We start from the raw sequence: 16408 nt of genomic DNA, 5'->3' as shown, positions 1-16408 counted from the left end.
CCCGCCCCCCTCCGGACGCGCGGAAGCCCGCCCTCGGGGGAGGACGGGCCCGACGGGCCCGCCGCGCGCGGCGGCGGGCGGACGCTCAGGTCAGCATTCGATGACGTTGACCGCGAGACCGCCGCGAGCGGTCTCCTTGTACTTGACCTTCATGTCGGCGCCGGTCTCCTTCATGGTCTTGATGACCTTGTCGAGGGAGACCTTGTGGGTGCCGTCGCCGCGCATCGCCATCTTGGCGGCGGTGACCGCCTTGACGGCCGCCATGCCGTTGCGCTCGATGCACGGGATCTGCACGAGCCCGCCGACCGGGTCACAGGTGAGGCCGAGGTTGTGCTCCATGCCGATCTCGGCGGCGTTCTCCACCTGCTCGGGGGTGCCGCCCAGCACCTCGGCGAGGGCGCCGGCCGCCATCGAGCAGGCCGAGCCGACCTCGCCCTGGCAGCCGACCTCGGCGCCGGAGATCGAGGCGTTCTCCTTGAAGAGCATGCCGATCGCGCCCGCCGCGAGGAGGAAGCGCACCACGCCGTCCTCGTCGGCCCCCGGCACGAAGTTCATGTAGTAGTGCAGGACCGCCGGGATGATGCCCGCGGCGCCGTTGGTGGGGGCGGTGACGACCCGGCCGCCCGCCGCGTTCTCCTCGTTGACGGCCATCGCGTACAGCGTCGCCCACTCCATGGCGTGCGCCTGCGGGTCGCCCTCGGCGCGCAGCTGGCGGGCGGTGCCCGCGGCGCGGCGCTTGACGCGCAGACCGCCCGGAAGGATGCCCTCGCGGGACATGCCGCGCGACACGCAGGCCTGCATGACCCGCCAGATCTCCAGGAGGCCCGCGCGGATCTCCTCCTCGGTGCGCCAGGCCTTCTCGTTCTCCAGCATCAGGGACGAGATGGACAGGCCGTTCTCGTTCGCCAGCCGCAGCATCTCGTCACCGGAGCGGAAGGAGTACTTCAACACCGTGTCGTCGAGCTTGATCCGGTCCTCGCCGACCGCGTCCTCGTCCACCACGAAGCCGCCGCCCACCGAGTAGTACGTCTTCTCCAGCAGCGGGGTGCCGGAGGCGTCGTACGCGAAGAGCGTCATGCCGTTCGCGTGGTAGGGCAGCGAGCGCCGACGGTGCAGGATCAGCTGGTTCGGCTCGTCGAAGGCGATCTCGTGGGCCTCGCCTATCTCGGCGCCGAGCAGCCGCAGCCGGCCGCTCTGGCGGATGCGCTCCACCTCGGCGTCCGCCGTCTCGACGTTCACCGTGCGGGGGGAGTGCCCCTCCAGCCCCAGGAGGACGGCCTTGGGCGTGCCGTGGCCGTGGCCGGTAGCGCCGAGGGAGCCGAAGAGTTCCGCGCGGACGGACGCGGTCTGGGCGAGGACACCGTCCTTCTTCAGGCGGGTCACGAACATGCGCGCCGCCCGCATCGGGCCGACCGTGTGGGAGGAGGAGGGGCCGATGCCGATGGAGAAGAGATCGAAGACGGAGATGGCCACGGTGGCGGACTCCCTTGTCTGCTCGTGGGGTGGGAGGGGGCAGGAGAGGCGGATTGGTCGGATTTTGTCCGGCAGCCGAGCTTAACGCGAGGAGGTGAACAAGCCGGCTGGCGGAAGGGTTGCGCGGGTGACGGTCAGGCGCGGCTCGGTCCGCGCTCCGGTACCACGCCTGCGGCGTCCGGTGCCGGTCAGGGGCCGGGTCCCGGTCGGGCGGGCCCGTCCGGCGGCCCCCGATGCCCGGGCGTACGGCCGGACGTACGTGAGCAAGGCCATGCCGGTCGGCCCGCGGCGCGGTGTCCGGTCGGGCCGCCCGGGCGAGGGGGAGGCGGCAGCGCTCCCGACCTCCCCGACCCCGTGCCCCGTACCCGCGCCCCGTCCCCGGGGCCGCGGACGGGTCGGACACCGACCGCCTCCGGCCGGGTCCACGGTCACGAGAAGGGCCCGGTGCCTGCGGAAACAGCCACCGGGCCCGACCCGTGAGGTTCTAGCGCACCACGTCAGAGCGTGGGGTACAGCGGGAACTTCGCGGCGAGCGCCGAGACGCGCGCCTTCAGGGCCTCGGCGTCGGCCTCCGCGAACGGAGAGGGTGCCTTCAGCGCCTCCGCGATGATCTCGGCGACCTCGGTGAAGGCCTCCGCGTCGAAACCGCGGGTGGCGAGGGCCGGCGTGCCGATCCGCAGACCCGAGGTGACCATCGGCGGCCGCGGGTCGTTCGGGATGGCGTTCCGGTTGACCGTGATGCCGACCTCGTGGAGGCGGTCCTCGGCCTGCTGACCGTCCAGCTCGGAGTTGCGCAGGTCGACCAGGACCAGGTGCACGTCGGTGCCGCCGGTGAGGACGTCCACGCCCACGGCCTTGACGTCGTCCTGGACCAGACGGGCGGCGAGGATCTTCGCGCCCTCCAGGGTGCGCTCCTGGCGCTCCTTGAACTCGGGCGAGGCGGCGACCTTGAACGAGACCGCCTTGGCCGCGATCACGTGCTCCAGCGGACCACCCTGCTGACCGGGGAAGACCGCGGAGTTGATCTTCTTGGCCAGTTCCTGCGTCGACAGGATCACACCGCCGCGCGGACCACCGAGGGTCTTGTGCGTGGTGGTGGTCACGACGTGGGCGTGGGGCACCGGGTTGGGGTGCAGACCCGCGGCGACCAGGCCGGCGAAGTGCGCCATGTCGACCATCAGGTACGCGCCGACCTCGTCCGCGATGCGGCGGAAGGCGGCGAAGTCCAGCTGACGCGGGTAGGCGGACCAGCCCGCGACGATCAGCTGCGGCTTGGACTCCTTGGCGAGGCGCTCGACCTCGGCCATGTCGACCTCGCCCGACGCGTCCACGTGGTACGGGACCACGTTGTAGAGCTTGCCGGAGAAGTTGATCTTCATGCCGTGGGTCAGGTGACCACCGTGGGCGAGGTTCAGGCCCATGATTGTGTCGCCGGGCTTGAGCAGCGCGAACATCGCGGCGGCGTTCGCCTGCGCACCGGAGTGCGGCTGGACGTTCGCGGCCTCGGCGCCGAACAGCGCCTTGATGCGGTCGATCGCGATCTGCTCGACCACGTCGACGTGCTCGCAGCCGCCGTAGTAGCGGCGGCCGGGGTAGCCCTCGGCGTACTTGTTGGTCAGGACCGAGCCCTGGGCCTCCATGACGGCGACCGGAGCGAAGTTCTCCGACGCGATCATTTCCAGGGTGGACTGCTGACGTTCGAGTTCGGCGTCGACGGCGGCGGCGACGTCGGGGTCGAGCTCGTGGAGAGGGGTGTTCAGTACAGACATCAGGGTCCCCTGGGGTCAGTTACCGGCGGTGAGCTTGGCGTACTCGTCGACGGAGAGCAGGTCGTCCTGCTCCTCCGTGACGCGCACCTTGAAGAGCCAGCCGCCCTCGAAAGGAGCCGAGTTCACCAGCGACGGGTCGTCCACGACGTCCTGGTTGGCCTCGACGACCTCACCGGTGACGGGGGAGTACAGGTCGCTGACCGACTTGGTCGACTCCAGCTCGCCGCAGGTCTCGCCCGCGGTCACCGTGTCGCCTACCTCGGGAAGCTGGGCGTAGACGACGTCACCGAGCGCGTTGGCCGCGAACTCCGTGATGCCGACCGTCGAGACGCCGTCCTCGGCGCCCGACAGCCACTCGTGCTCCTTGCTGTAACGCAGCTGCTGGGGGTTGCTCATGGCCTGATTCTCCTGGATGCGGGGGAGTGGATGTGAACCGGTGGTCTTGAATGCCGAGACGGCGCCGCACGGACCTCCGGACGGCGACGACGCGCTGGGGAAGGGGCGGAACTACTTCTGCCGCTTGTAGAACGGCAGCGCCACGACCTCGTACGGCTCATGCGTACCGCGAATGTCCACGCCGACACCGGAGGTGCCGGGCGCGGCGTGCGCCGCGTCCACGTACGCCATCGCGATCGGCTTGCCCAGCGTCGGCGACGGGGCGCCCGAGGTGACCTCTCCGACGACCTGCCCGTCCGCGACGACCGGGAACCCGGCGCGCGGGACCCGGCGGCCCTCGGCGATCAGGCCGACCAGCTTGCGCGGCGGGTTGTCGGCGGCGCGCTCGGCGGCGGCCTCCAGCGCCTTGCGGCCGACGAAGTCCACCTCCTTCTCGAACTTCACGACCCGGCCCAGACCCGCGTCGAACGGGGTGAGGGAGGTGGTCAGCTCGTGCCCGTACAGCGGCATGCCCGCCTCCAGGCGCAGGGTGTCGCGGCAGGAGAGACCGGCCGGGACCAGGCCGACGCCCGCGCCCGCCTCGGTCAGCGCCTGCCACAGCTCCACCGCGTGCTCCGGGGAGACGAACAGCTCGAAGCCGTCCTCGCCGGTGTAGCCCGTCCGCGCGATCAGCGCGGGAACCCCGGCCACCGTGCCCGGCAGGCCGGCGTAGTACTTCAGGCCGTCCAGGTCGGCGTCGGTCAGCGACTTCAGGATGCCGGGGGACTCCGGGCCCTGCACGGCGATCAGCGCGTACGCGTCGCGGTCGTCACGGACCTCGGCGTCGAAGCCCGCGGCCCGCTCGGTGATCGCGTCCAGGACGACCTGGGCGTTGGAGGCGTTGGCGACGACCATGTACTCGGTCTCGCCCAGGCGGTAGACGATCAGGTCGTCCAGGATCCCGCCGTCCTCCTGACAGATGTGCGTGTAGCGGGCGCGGCCGACGCCGACGGTCGAGATGTTGCCGACCAGCGCGTAGTCGAGGACCTTCACGGCCTCGGGGCCGGTCAGGGTGATCTCGCCCATGTGGGAGAGATCGAAGAGACCGGCCTGGGTGCGCACGGCGTTGTGCTCGTCGCGCTCACTGGCGTAGCGCAGCGGCATGTCCCAGCCTGCGAAGTCGGTCATGGTCGCACCGAGCGAGCGGTGCAGCGCGTCGAGGGCGGTCAGACGGGGGGCAGTGCTCATGGGTGTGGCTCCCGGGTCCCAGGGCATGACATGACGAGGACGATCCTCCCCATCTGTCATCGGAACCTGAGAGGTTCGCCGAGAGTTCCCGCGCAAACGGGGCGCGTCGTCGACTTGCACCTTGGGTGGAGCGCACGCCGTTGCCGTCGGGGACGGCGGACGCGGCTCGCTTTTCAGATCTGCCTCATCCACGCGGTACGGGGCCTGAGAGATTCAAGGGAGGGACTTGCTCCTTCGGCGCCCGGGCACGGCCTCACGGCCTGCCGGGACTCTCCCGCGCGGATTCAAGCGGCCGGTATGCAGTTGGTGTCCAGATGGCGCACATCATTGCACGCGACGGCCCGCGACGGGCGTGCGGGCCCGAAAGACCGTGCGTGACCGTGACCGGGCCCGAGCGGGCCCCCCGGAACCGGGCATGCCGGATTACCGTCTCTTTACACTCAGTGGGCAAGGGTCCTTGCGACCCGATTCGGGGGAGGCGATCACTGTGGCGGTGCGGAGATTCGGAGTGCTGACGACGACGGGGACCGTGACGGGAGTGCCGGCGCAGCGGGGCGCCCACGAGAGACCCGCCCGGGCCGGGAGCCCGGCCGTGCGCGACCTGCGCGGCCGGGGCGCGCACGGACCGCGCGGGCTCGACTTCGCCGACGGGGACATCGTCGTGGTGTCCGGCCTGCCCGGCGGCGGCAAGAGCACGCTGATCAAGCGGGCCGCGGCCGGCGGCATCGACTCCCAGGACACCCGCGAGCGCTGGGAGCGGCGCATGCCGCACGCGCTGCCCTACGCGGTCTACCGGCCGCTGGTCCGCGTCGCGCACTACTGGGGCCTGTGGCGAACCGTGCGCTCCGGGGCCTCCGTCGTGGTCCACGACTGCGGCACCCAGACCTGGGTGCGGGGACTGCTCGCCGGGTTCGCCCGACGCCGGAACCGGTCCCTGCACCTGCTGCTCCTCGACACCACCGCGCAGGAGGCCCTGGCCGGGCAGGAGGCGCGGGGCCGGCGGGTGTCGGCGTACGCCTTCTCCCGCCACCGCGGCGCGGCGGACCGGCTCCTGCGCGACGCCGAGTCGGGCGGCCTCCCGCGCGGCTGCGCGTCGGTGGTCCTGCTGGACCGCGCCGCCGCCTCCGGCATCGCCCGCATCACCTTCGTCCCCGCGCCCGCCGCCGGCGGCTGAGGCGCGGGCCCGGGCGAGGGGGGTCCCCGCCGACCCACTAACCTCGGCACGGCAGAGGTGGCGATGGCAGCGGAGGCGTGGATGCACGGCGGCGGGTGGCCCGACAACGAGCTGGAGCAGGTGCTCGGGGCGGCGCTGGGAGCGGCGGACGCGGGAGCGCGGATCCTGGAGGTCCTCGGCCGCAGTCGGCTCTGGGTGCCGCTGCCGGCCGGTGGCGCGCCCGACGCGGCCGACCTGACCCTGCCGACGATGCAGATCGGCGGCCAGGCGTACGTCCCCGTCTACAGCTCCGAGGCCCAGTTCCGGTTCTGCGTCGGCCCCGGCATGGACTTCGCCGTGGCCCCCGCCGTGGAGTTCGCCCGCGGGCTGCCGCCGCAGATCGGCCTCGCCGTGAACCCCGAGGGGGCCGTCGGCGTCCCGCTGCCCCCGGTCGCCGTCGCGGAACTGTGCCGCACGGGACGGACCCCGCTCGACGGCCCGGCCACCGGCGGCCGCGTCCGGCTCTTCGAGCCCGACTGGCAGGACGACCCGGTGGACTTCCTCGCCGCGGCCGGCGAGGAGTTCCGTGGCACCGGCGTGGTGGCCGCGGCGCACCGCTGCCTGGCCAGCGTGGAGGGCGGGGCGCCCGAGTTGTACATCGGTGTCCGACTGGTGGGATGGGATCCCGAGTCGCGGAACGCGCCGATGGAGGCGCTCGGCCGGGCGCTGGCCCGCGTACCGGCGCCCTGGCCCGTGCAGTTGATCCTCCTGGACGCCGCCGAGGACCCGGTCACGGAGTGGATTCGTGAGCGTGTGCGCCCCTTCTACCTCCCGTAGGGCCGCTTAAGCTGATTACATCTCTTGGCCCCGCTCGCGTGGCCTGGGTAACGGGTGGACGACGGGCGGACGAAGAGGGGTACCGGGTGAGTGCGTCAGGCACGGCCGCGGCCGGGCAGGTCGAGCACATGCTGCGCCAGGTGACTCCCGGGCGCTATGAGAGCTACGAGTCGCTTCTGCACGCCCTGGCCGAGGGCCGGCTGTGGATGTTGTTGTGGCAGGGGCAGCCGGGTTCCCCGGACGCCCAGTACGGGGGGATGGAGGTCGACGGGCTCGGATACGCGCCCTGCGTGACCTCCCCGCAGGAACTGGCCGCCAGCGGCTGGAACCGCGGCTACGAGGTGGTCACCGGCCGGGACATCGCCCGCGCCCTCTACCCGGACCGCTGGGGGCTGTGGCTCAACCCGCACGCCCAGGGCGGCGGTCTCGGACTGCCGTGGGCGGACCTCCGCCGGATCGCGACGGGCCTCGACCGGATGCCCGCCGGACCGCTGCGGCTGTCGGAGCCCGCCCTGGAGCTCCCGCAGTTCTACGGACTGCTCACCCAGCACGCGCACCGCACGCCCGCCGTCCGGTCGCTCCGCAGGGCCTGGGTGCAGCCGTCGCTCGGATCGGCGTACCTCGCCGTCGGGCTCGACCTGTACGACGCCTCCGCGCCCGCGCTGGAGTCCGTCCGGGAGATGATGCGCCAGTCGGTCGGGGCGGTCCCCGACGGCGTTCCCGTGTGCACCGTCGCGCTGGCCGACGAGCACGACCCGGTCGCGATGTGGCTGCGTTCGCAGACCCGCCCCTTCTACGACCGCGAGGGCCAGGCGCCCTCGTACTGAGGCGTCCCCTCCCGGGCCTCCGTCGGATCTCCGGCGGGGGCCTTTCGCGTACCCGCTCCCCGGCTCTCGTGCGGACGGCCCGATCGGCCCCTCCAGGCCTCCCGTCAGGCCGTCCTCGTCCGCCGGGGGCCTCGGACGGCCCGCGCGTCGCCGCCGTCCGGACGGCGGAACGGGCGCCCGGGGAACACCTCGGGCCGCCGCCGGCCACCGCCCCCGGGCAGCCTTCGGCTTGTCCTGATTTCATCGGTCTTGTGGGGCCAAAAGGCATGCGAGTCTTGCGAGTTGGGCGCCATGTCCGGTTCCGTACCGAACAGGCGGTCTTGCTCCGCTGAGACGCGAGTGAAGTCCGGATAACGGGTACCGGGACGTCAGATCACGTTTGCGCATCCATTCATCTGCGGGTCTGGCGGCTGGTCGAGCGCCCGATGAAGACTCCCCACCCAAGAGCCGATCAGTCCTCCGGGACGCGGTTCGGTTCGTTGACTGCACCTGTTGTTTCGCACGGCACTTTCGCAGCACTTCCTGCACTTCCTGCACCTCACACGCGTTCCGCGTGTCCACGCACTCCGAGCGCCACTCCGCACCAACGCCGCCACAGCGGCGGGCATGGGCCGGCACACCCGTCGGCCGAGAGGGGTCCCCACCACGATGACGGCACCACTGCATGACACGGACGCGGAAACACCCGCACCCGTGTCCGTAGCCGACGTCCCTGCCAAGGCCATCGAAGGCCGCTCGCCCGGCCGCATCGCCTGGATGCGGCTCAAGCGCGACAAGGTCGCGCTGACCGGCGGCGTGGTCGTGATCCTCCTGATCCTGGTGGCCGTCTTCGCGCCGCTGATCGTGAGCCTGCTGGGCCATCCGCCCAACGAGTTCCACGAAGACATGCTCGACCCGGACTTCGGGACGCCGCTCGGTTCGTTCGGCGGCATGAGCTCCGACTTCCTGCTGGGCGTCGAACCCACCAACGGGCGCGACGTGTTCAGCCGGATCGTCTACGGCGCCCGCATCTCCCTGGTCGTCGCCTTCCTCGCGGCCTTCGTCTCGGTGATCCTCGGCAGCCTGCTCGGCGCGCTCGCCGGGTTCCTCGGCGGCTGGGTCGACGGCGTCATCAGCCGCACGATGGACCTGCTGCTGGCCTTCCCGCAGCTGCTGTTCACCATCGCCCTCGTGTCCGTGGTCCCCAACTCCCTCTGGGGGTTCGAGGGTTCGGGCGTCCGGATGGGCGTGCTGATCGTCGTCATCGGCTTCTTCGGCTGGCCGTACATCGGCCGCATCGTCCGAGGACAGACGATCTCCCTGCGTGAACGCGAATACGTCGAGGCCGCGCGCAGCCTCGGGGCGGGCCGCGGCTACATCCTGATCAAGGAGCTGCTGCCCAACCTGGTCGCGCCGATCCTCGTCTACTCGACGCTGATCATCCCGACCAACATCCTGACGGAGGCGGCCCTCAGCTTCCTCGGTGCCGGCGTCAAGCCGCCCACCGCCTCCTGGGGCAAGATGCTGTCCGACGCCGTCCCCATCTACCAGGACGACCCCATGTACATGGTGGTCCCGGGCCTCACGATCTTCATCACCGTCCTGGCGTTCAACCTCTTCGGGGACGGGCTGCGCGACGCACTCGACCCCAAGGGCAGCTGAACCGCTTCTTCGATTCACCACCTATGGAGGTTGGACAACCGTGATCCGCAGAAAGCAGGCACTCGCGATCACCGCCGTGGTCGCCGCCTTGTCGATGACCGCCGCGTGTGGCGGTGGCAAGGACGAGGGCAAGAAGTCCGAGGGCGCGAACGACAAGGGCTACAGCGGTGCCTCCACGGCCCTGGTGAACGCCTCGGACGCCAAGGGCGGTGAGCTCAAGCTCTGGTCGCCGCAGGACGTCGACTACCTCGACCCGGCGCGTGCCTACTACGGCTTCGTGTGGAACCTTCAGCGCCTCTACGTCCGCCAGCTCTTCGCGTACGACAGCAAGCCGGGCGCCGCGGGCACCAAGCTGGTCCCGGACCTCGCCGAGGCCGCGCCGGTCCTGAGCAACGACGGCAAGACGTACACCGTCAAGATCAAGGACGGCGTGAAGTTCGAGGACGGCACGCCGATCACCTCGAAGGACTTCAAGTACGGCATCGAGCGCGTCTTCGCGCAGGACGTGCTGTCCGGCGGCCCGACGTACCTGGTCGACCTGCTCGACCAGGGCCAGAAGTACCCCGGCCCGTACAAGGACACCGACCCGAACAAGCTGGGTCTGAAGTCGGTCCAGACGCCGGACGACAAGACGATCGTCTTCAACCTGGCCAGCGCCAACTCGGACTTCAACTACCTGCTGGCGATGCCGTCCTCCTCGCCCGTCCCGGCGGCCAAGGACCAGGGCGCGGGCTACACCAACAAGCCCGTCTCCACCGGTCCTTACAAGGTCGAGAGCTTCACCGCGGGCAAGGGCGCCACCTTCGTCCGCAACGAGAACTGGGACCCGAAGACGGACACGATCCGCAAGGGTCTGCCGGACAAGGTCAGCTTCACGGTCACGACCAACCCGGACGACATGGACCAGCGCCTGCTCTCCGGCGACATCGACCTCGCCGTCGACGGCACCGGTGTCCAGCAGGCCGCGAAGAACAAGATCCTCAAGGACGCGAACCTCAAGAAGAACGCGGACAACCCGTTCACGGGCTACATCCGCTACTTCGCCTTCCCGCAGACGGTCGCGCCGTTCGAGAACATCGAGTGCCGCAAGGCCGTCATCTACGCGGCCGACCCGAAGTCGCTCCAGAACGCCCGCGGTGGCCCGACCAGCGGTGACCTCGGCGCGAACATGCTGCCGCCCGGCATCCCCGGCTCGGACAAGTCCTTCGACCCGTGGGGCCTGACCGCCGGCAAGGCGCAGGAGCAGAAGGCCAAGGACGCGCTCAAGGCGTGTGGCAAGCCCGACGGGTTCGAGACCACCATCGCGGTCCGCAACAACCGCGCCCCCGAGGTCAAGACCGCCGAGTCCCTCCAGGCCTCGCTCGCCAAGGTCGGCATCAAGGCCACGATCGACCAGTACGACGGCAAGCTCTCCTCCTCCACGATCGGTTCGCCCGAGAACGTGAAGAAGAAGAACTACGGCATCATCGTGATGGGCTGGGGCGCCGACTACAACTCCGGCTCGGGCTTCCTCCAGCCCCTGGTCGACGGCTCGTTCATCCTGCCGAACGGCAACAACAACTACACGATGCTGGACGACCCCGAGGTCAACGGCCTGTTCGACAAGGCCGCGAACGCCGCCACCCCGGACGCCGCCGCTCCGTTCTACACGGACATCAACAAGAAGATCATGGAGAAGGCGCTCTACCTCCCGATCAACTTCGACAAGGCGCTCATCTACCACAACCCGCGCCTGACGAACGTCTACTTCAACGACTCGATGGGCCGCATCGACCTCGCTGTCCTGGGCGTCGCCAAGTAGTCGTCCGACCGTCCGACGGCCGCTCCACCGCGGCCGCCGGGCACCAGCAGGCCAGCAATTCGTAAGTAAGTGCCTTCACCGCACATGCGCTAGTCCGAAGGGCAGGTGAAGGCCGCAGGCGGCGGCTGTCGTCCCCACAAGGGGCGGCAGCCGCCCGCCCCGGGCGGCCGACTGCAGTGCTCGTCTACCTCATACGGCGGCTGTTCAACGTCGCCGCCACGCTGCTGGTGGTCTCCGTGGTCACCTTCGGCATCTTCTTCGCGGTCCCGAAGCTGACCGGCAGCGATCCCGCGCTCATGTACGCCGGTCGAGAGACCAACGAGACCGCCCTGGCGGGCATCCGCGTGAAGATGGGCTTCGACAAGCCCATCTCCGAGCAGTACTGGGTGTTCCTCAAGGGCATCTTCGTCGGCCGCGACTACGACGGCGGCACCGAGGTCACGCACTGCGCCGCTCCGTGCTTCGGCTACTCCTTCAAGAGCGAGGCCCCCGTCTGGGAGACCATGCTCGACCGCATGCCGGTCACCCTCTCGCTCGCCGTCGGCGCCGCCTTGATCTGGGTGCTCGCGGGTGTGGCCACCGGAGTGGTCTCGGCGCTGAAACGGCGTACGGCCATCGACCGGACCGTCATGATCGGAGCGCTCGCCGGCGTCTCCCTGCCGATCTTCTTCACCGGCATGGTGGCTCCCGCCGTCTTCGTCTACGGCCTCGGCTGGTTGGACGTGTCCAACTACAAACCTCTGACCGAGGATCCGCTGGCCTGGCTCAACAGCCTGATCCTGCCCTGGGTCACCCTCGCCTTCCTCTTCGCGGCGACCTACGCCCGCATCACCCGCGCGACCATGCTGGAAGTCCTCGGCGAGGACTACATCCGCACCGCCCGCGCCAAGGGACTCAAGGAGGGCGTGGTCATCCGCAAGCACGCCCTGCGTTCCACCCTCACCCCGATCGTCACGATGTTCGGCCTCGACCTCGGCGGACTCCTCGGCGGCGCGGTGCTCACCGAGACGACCTTCAACTTCCAGGGTCTGGGAACGGCGGCCGTCGCCGCCATCGGCCAGGGCGACCTCCCCGTGATCATGGGTGTCACCCTCCTCGCCGCGCTCTTCGTGGTGATGGCCAACCTGATCGTGGACCTGCTGTACGCCGTCATCGACCCGCGCGTGAGGCTGACGTGACCGAGAACCCCGCCGTTTCCACCGGCACCTCCGGCGAGCCCGCGTTCGTCCCCGAGCAGGCCAAGGGGGAGACCCGCGCCGGCGACTCCTTCCTCTCCGTACGCGACCTCAAGGTCCACTTCCCGACCGACGACGGCCTCGTCAAGTCCGTCGACGGGCTCTCCTTCGACCTGGAGCGCGGCAAGACGCTCGGGATCGTCGGCGAGTCCGGCTCGGGCAAGTCGGTGACCTCGCTGGCCATCATGGGCCTGCACCGCACCGGCAACGCCCGCAGCCGCCCGCACATCTCCGGGCAGGTCGTGCTCGACGGCGAGGACCTGGTCCAGGCCGACGCCGACCACGTGCGCAAGCTCCGCGGGCACAAGATGGCGATGGTCTTCCAGGACCCGCTGTCCGCGATGCACCCGTACTACTCGGTCGGCAAGCAGATCGTCGAGGCCTACCGGACCCACCACGGCGTCGACAAGAAGACGGCCCGCAAGCGGGCCGTCGAGATGCTCGACCGGGTCGGCATCCCGGAGCCCCACCGGCGCGTGGACGCCTACCCCCACGAGTTCTCCGGTGGCATGCGCCAGCGCGCGATGATCGCCATGGCGCTCGTCAACAACCCCGAACTGCTCATCGCGGACGAGCCCACCACCGCCCTGGACGTCACCGTCCAGGCGCAGATCCTGGACCTCATCCGCGACCTGCAGAAGGAGTTCGGCTCCGCGGTCATCATGATCACGCACGACCTCGGCGTGGTCGCCGAGATGGCCGACGACATCCTCGTGATGTACGGAGGTCGGTGCGTCGAGCGCGGCACCGCGGAGAAGGTCTTCTACGGCCCCCGGCATCCCTACACCTGGGGGCTGCTCGGCTCGATGCCGCGCATAGACCGCGACCAGACCGAGCGGCTGATCCCGGTGAAGGGCTCGCCGCCCAGCCTCATCAACATCCCGAGCGGCTGCGCGTTCAACCCCCGGTGCCCCTACGCCGACGTACCCAAGGGCGGCATCACCCGCACCCAGCGCCCCGAGCTGACCGAGGACGACAGCCGGCACTGGTCAGCCTGCCACATGTCGCAGGAGGAGCGGACCCGGATCTGGACCGAAGAGATTGCGCCGAAGCTGTGACCGACATGAACAAGACGGGCGCGGCGGAGGTCTCCTCCGCGCAGGCCGCGGCGGACACCGCCGAGGAGCCGCTGCTGAAGGTGACCGGGCTGGTCAAGCACTTCCCCATCAACAAGGGGCTGTTGCGCCGCCAGGCCGGCGCCGTCAAGGCCGTGGACGGCATCGACTTCGACGTCCGGCGGGGTGAGACCCTCGGCATCGTCGGCGAGTCCGGCTGCGGCAAGTCCACCATGGGCCGGCTGATCACCCGACTGCTCGAACCGACCGGCGGGAAGGTCGAGTTCGAGGGCCGGGACATCACGCACCTGAGCGTCGCGGGCATGCGGCCGTTGCGCCGTGACGTGCAGATGATCTTCCAGGACCCCTACGGCTCGCTGAACCCCCGCCACACGGTGGGCACCATCGTCGGGGCGCCCTTCAAGCTCCAGAAGGTCACCCCCGAGGGCGGCGTGAAGGCCGAGGTCCAGCGGCTGCTCTCGCTGGTGGGCCTCAACCCCGAGCACTACAACCGCTACCCGCACGAGTTCTCCGGCGGCCAGCGGCAGCGCATCGGCATCGCGCGGGCCCTGGCCCTCAAGCCGAAGCTCGTCGTCGCCGACGAGCCGGTGTCGGCGCTGGATGTCTCGATCCAGGCCCAGGTGGTGAACCTGCTGGACGACCTCCAGGAGGAACTCGGCCTGACGTACGTGATCATCGCGCACGACCTGTCGGTCATCCGACACGTCTCGGACCGCATCGCGGTGATGTACCTCGGCAAGATCGTGGAGCTGGCCGACCGCAAGTCGCTGTACGAGGCGCCGATGCACCCCTACACGACCGCGCTCATGTCGGCGGTGCCGGTGCCGGATCCGAGGCGGCGCGGCGCGAAGAGCGGGCGCATCCTGCTCAAGGGCGACGTCCCGTCGCCGATCTCGCCGCCCAGCGGCTGCCGGTTCCACACCCGGTGCTGGAAGGCGACCGAGCTGTGCACCACGCAGGAGCCGCCGCTGGTGGCCCTGAAGACGGGGCACCAGGTCGCCTGCCACCACCCGGAGAACGCGCCGGACCAGGCGCCGGGCGACAAGGCCCTGCCGGGCGCCGCCGAAGTGGTGGACACGCCGACGGTGTAGCGGGTCTCGACGTCGGCGTGGCGGGTCACGCCGACGATCCGGCGGGTCACGACGACCGCAGGTGTCCGCCCCCGGAGTAGCGGCCGGGGTCGGGTGTGGTGCCGGGGCACCCGGGCGTACGCGTCCGGGAACCCCGGCACCACTGTGCGTTCCCCGGCCGGTGTCGCCGGTCCCCGCCCACGCCGCGTCCCCGTCCTGTCCGCCGCCGCCCACGCCCCGTCACGCCGGCGGGTGGGCGGTGCGACGGCGGACGGCACAATGGGGGCGTGCTCCACGATCTCTTCCCGCCCGGCATCCAGCACGCCCTGGACCTCGCGGGCATTTTTGTCTTCGCCACCGCGGGCGCCCTGCTCGCCGTGCGCAAGAACTTCGACATCTTCGGCATCGCCGTGCTCGCGCTCGTCACCGCCCTCGGCGGCGGTCTCTTCCGCGACCTCGTCATCGGCGCCGTCCCGCCCGCCGCCTTCGGGGAGCTCAGCTTCTTCGTGACACCGCTGGTCGCCGCCGGGCTGGTCTTCTTCCTGCACCCCGAAGTCCAGCGGATCAACCGCGCCATCAACGTCTTCGACGCGGCCGGCCTCGGACTGTTCTGCGTGACGGGCACGACCAAGGCGTACGAGTACGGCCTCGGGCTGACCGCGTCCGCCTCGCTGGGGCTGGCCACGGCGGTCGGGGGAGGCGTGCTGCGCGACGTGCTGGTCAACGAGGTCCCCTCGCTGCTGCGCGACCGCGAGATGTACGCGGTGCCCGCGGTCGTCGGCGCCTCGATGGTGGCCCTCTTCATCGCCTTCGACACGCTCAACGGCCTCACCACCGCCGCCGCGATCATCACCACCTTCGTGCTCCGGCTGCTCGCGATCCGTTACCACTGGCGGGCGCCGCTGGCCTGGAACCGCCGGTCCGCCGTGGCCGAAGAGCCGTAACGCGCACGTAGCAATAGAAAGCTACCGCTTAGTAGCATGCCGGTGTACCGTCGTTTTCATGTCACATGCAGCGGCCCAGGCATCCATCGGCGACAGCGAGTTCGACCGCGACACCACCCTCTCCGCCCGCGCGGACGAGCCCGGGGTGTACGACGCTGAACTCAGCGCCGGCTGGACGATCATCACCGCCGTCAACGGCGGATATCTGTTGGCACTGGTCGGTCGGGCCCTGTCGGCGGCCCTGCCGCACCCCGACCCCTTCACCGTCTCCGCCCACTACCTGACCTCCTCCGTGCCCGGCCCCGCCGTGATCCGCACGCAGGTCGTCCGGATCGGGCGCACCCTCTCGACCGGCCAGGCGTCCCTCTTCCAGTACGACGAGAGCGGCGCGGAGGTCGAGCGGATCCGTGTCCTCGCCTCGTACGGGGAACTGTCCGCCCTGCCCGACTCCGTGCACACCACCGCGCTGCCGCCGGTCATGCCCGCGTACGAGGACTGCCTCGGCGCGGAGGCCGGCCCCGCGCCGATCCCCGGCAGCTCCGCCATCGTGGACCGGCTCCGGCTGCGCCTGGACCCGGCGACGGCGGGCTGGGCGGTCGGGGCGCCGTCGGGCAAGGGCGAGATGCGGGCCTGGTTCGAGCTGGCCGACGGCCGTGACGCCGACCCGCTGTCACTGCTGCTGGCGGTGGACGCGCTGCCGCCCACCGCCTTCGACCTCGGCCTGATCGGCTGGGCCCCGACGGTCGAGCTCACCACCCACATCCGCCACCGCCCCGCGCCGGGCCCGCTGCGGGTGGCCATCACCACCCGCAACCTCGCCGGGGGCTTCCTGGAGGAGGACGCCGAGGTCTGGGACTCGACGGACCGACTCGTGGCCCAGTCCCGCCAACTGGCCCGCGCCCCCCGCCCGACGCCCTGACCCGCGCAGGCGCCCCCGCCCGGCCCGGCCGGCGGGCGGC

Annotated in this window: 14 protein-coding genes and 1 riboswitch; of the genes, 10 read left to right on the top strand and 4 right to left on the bottom strand. The window is 70.7% G+C overall.

The annotated features are described in order from the left end of the window. Nucleotides 1-90 precede the first annotated feature (90 nt). The 4 genes from OG906_RS11510 to gcvT all read right to left on the bottom strand — a co-directional run bounded on the left by OG906_RS11510 (nucleotide 91) and on the right by gcvT (nucleotide 4865). Nucleotides 91-1473 (bottom strand): L-serine ammonia-lyase, encoded by a 1383-nt coding sequence (locus tag OG906_RS11510; protein WP_267800482.1) that lies wholly within the window; start codon nucleotides 1471-1473, stop codon nucleotides 91-93. Between the two features lie 497 nt (nucleotides 1474-1970). Then, nucleotides 1971-3242: a serine hydroxymethyltransferase gene (glyA, locus tag OG906_RS11505; RefSeq protein ID WP_267800483.1), complete on the bottom strand. Its 1272-nt coding sequence runs from the start codon at nucleotides 3240-3242 to the stop codon at nucleotides 1971-1973. A 15-nt stretch (nucleotides 3243-3257) separates the two neighbouring features. After that, complete coding sequence (gene gcvH, locus OG906_RS11500) at nucleotides 3258-3638, bottom strand: glycine cleavage system protein GcvH (RefSeq protein ID WP_267800484.1); 381 nt, start codon at nucleotides 3636-3638, stop codon at nucleotides 3258-3260. Nucleotides 3639-3749: 111 nt separating this feature from the next. Next, on the bottom strand, nucleotides 3750-4865 hold the full coding sequence (gene gcvT, locus OG906_RS11495) for a glycine cleavage system aminomethyltransferase GcvT (RefSeq protein ID WP_329442266.1): 1116 nt from the start codon (nucleotides 4863-4865) through the stop codon (nucleotides 3750-3752). A 183-nt stretch (nucleotides 4866-5048) separates the two neighbouring features. Continuing rightward, a riboswitch (glycine riboswitch) is annotated at nucleotides 5049-5152 on the bottom strand. Between the two features lie 221 nt (nucleotides 5153-5373). Between gcvT and OG906_RS11490 the strand changes: the two genes are divergently transcribed. The 10 genes from OG906_RS11490 (at nucleotide 5374) to OG906_RS11445 (ending at nucleotide 16368) form a co-directional block, all read left to right on the top strand. Continuing rightward, entirely contained in the window at nucleotides 5374-6039 is a 666-nt protein-coding gene (locus OG906_RS11490) for an ATP-binding protein (protein WP_329442265.1), read from the top strand. Between the two features lie 63 nt (nucleotides 6040-6102). Beyond that, a complete protein-coding gene (locus OG906_RS11485) occupies nucleotides 6103-6855 on the top strand; it encodes an enhanced serine sensitivity protein SseB (protein WP_329447998.1) in 753 nt (250 codons plus the stop codon). An 86-nt stretch (nucleotides 6856-6941) separates the two neighbouring features. Next, nucleotides 6942-7682: an enhanced serine sensitivity protein SseB C-terminal domain-containing protein gene (locus tag OG906_RS11480; RefSeq protein ID WP_329442264.1), complete on the top strand. Its 741-nt coding sequence runs from the start codon at nucleotides 6942-6944 to the stop codon at nucleotides 7680-7682. Between the two features lie 648 nt (nucleotides 7683-8330). After that, nucleotides 8331-9323 carry an ABC transporter permease gene (locus OG906_RS11475; protein ID WP_053677608.1) on the top strand — a complete coding sequence of 331 codons (993 nt, stop codon included), beginning with the start codon at nucleotides 8331-8333 and terminating at the stop codon, nucleotides 9321-9323. 94 nt (nucleotides 9324-9417) lie between these two features. Then, nucleotides 9418-11124: an ABC transporter substrate-binding protein gene (locus OG906_RS11470; RefSeq protein ID WP_267800523.1), complete on the top strand. Its 1707-nt coding sequence runs from the start codon at nucleotides 9418-9420 to the stop codon at nucleotides 11122-11124. Nucleotides 11125-11300: 176 nt separating this feature from the next. Then, nucleotides 11301-12302 (top strand): ABC transporter permease, encoded by a 1002-nt coding sequence (locus tag OG906_RS11465; protein ID WP_053677612.1) that lies wholly within the window; start codon nucleotides 11301-11303, stop codon nucleotides 12300-12302. Beyond that, nucleotides 12299-13417 (top strand): ABC transporter ATP-binding protein, encoded by a 1119-nt coding sequence (locus tag OG906_RS11460; protein ID WP_329442261.1) that lies wholly within the window; start codon nucleotides 12299-12301, stop codon nucleotides 13415-13417. The genes OG906_RS11465 and OG906_RS11460 overlap by 4 nt, the downstream gene beginning before the upstream one ends. Before the next feature lie 5 nt (nucleotides 13418-13422). Then, nucleotides 13423-14526: an ABC transporter ATP-binding protein gene (locus OG906_RS11455; protein ID WP_329447997.1), complete on the top strand. Its 1104-nt coding sequence runs from the start codon at nucleotides 13423-13425 to the stop codon at nucleotides 14524-14526. 266 nt (nucleotides 14527-14792) lie between these two features. Beyond that, nucleotides 14793-15449, top strand: a complete 657-nt coding sequence (locus OG906_RS11450; protein ID WP_329442259.1) for a trimeric intracellular cation channel family protein — start codon at nucleotides 14793-14795, stop codon at nucleotides 15447-15449. 58 nt (nucleotides 15450-15507) lie between these two features. Beyond that, on the top strand, nucleotides 15508-16368 hold the full coding sequence (locus OG906_RS11445; RefSeq protein WP_329442257.1) for a thioesterase family protein: 861 nt from the start codon (nucleotides 15508-15510) through the stop codon (nucleotides 16366-16368). Nucleotides 16369-16408: the final 40 nt, after the last annotated feature.

This window comes from Streptomyces sp. NBC_01426, assembly GCF_036231985.1.
Taxonomy (GTDB): Bacteria; Actinomycetota; Actinomycetes; order Streptomycetales; family Streptomycetaceae; genus Streptomyces.
This window is presented reverse-complemented; position numbering and strand designations above follow the sequence as displayed.

What these genes read in the sequence shown, in the direction of transcription:
- OG906_RS11485 (WP_329447998.1), top strand. Translation starts at nt 6,103, where the DNA reads ATGGCAGCGGAGGCGTGGATGCACGGCGGCGGGTGGCCCGACAACGAG.
- gcvH (WP_267800484.1), bottom strand. Translation starts at nt 3,638, where the DNA reads ATGAGCAACCCCCAGCAGCTGCGTTACAGCAAGGAGCACGAGTGGCTG.
- glyA (WP_267800483.1), bottom strand. Translation starts at nt 3,242, where the DNA reads ATGTCTGTACTGAACACCCCTCTCCACGAGCTCGACCCCGACGTCGCC.
- OG906_RS11445 (WP_329442257.1), top strand. Translation starts at nt 15,508, where the DNA reads ATGTCACATGCAGCGGCCCAGGCATCCATCGGCGACAGCGAGTTCGAC.
- OG906_RS11455 (WP_329447997.1), top strand. Translation starts at nt 13,423, where the DNA reads ATGAACAAGACGGGCGCGGCGGAGGTCTCCTCCGCGCAGGCCGCGGCG.
- OG906_RS11470 (WP_267800523.1), top strand. Translation starts at nt 9,418, where the DNA reads ATGACCGCCGCGTGTGGCGGTGGCAAGGACGAGGGCAAGAAGTCCGAG.
- gcvT (WP_329442266.1), bottom strand. Translation starts at nt 4,865, where the DNA reads ATGAGCACTGCCCCCCGTCTGACCGCCCTCGACGCGCTGCACCGCTCG.
- OG906_RS11475 (WP_053677608.1), top strand. Translation starts at nt 8,331, where the DNA reads ATGACGGCACCACTGCATGACACGGACGCGGAAACACCCGCACCCGTG.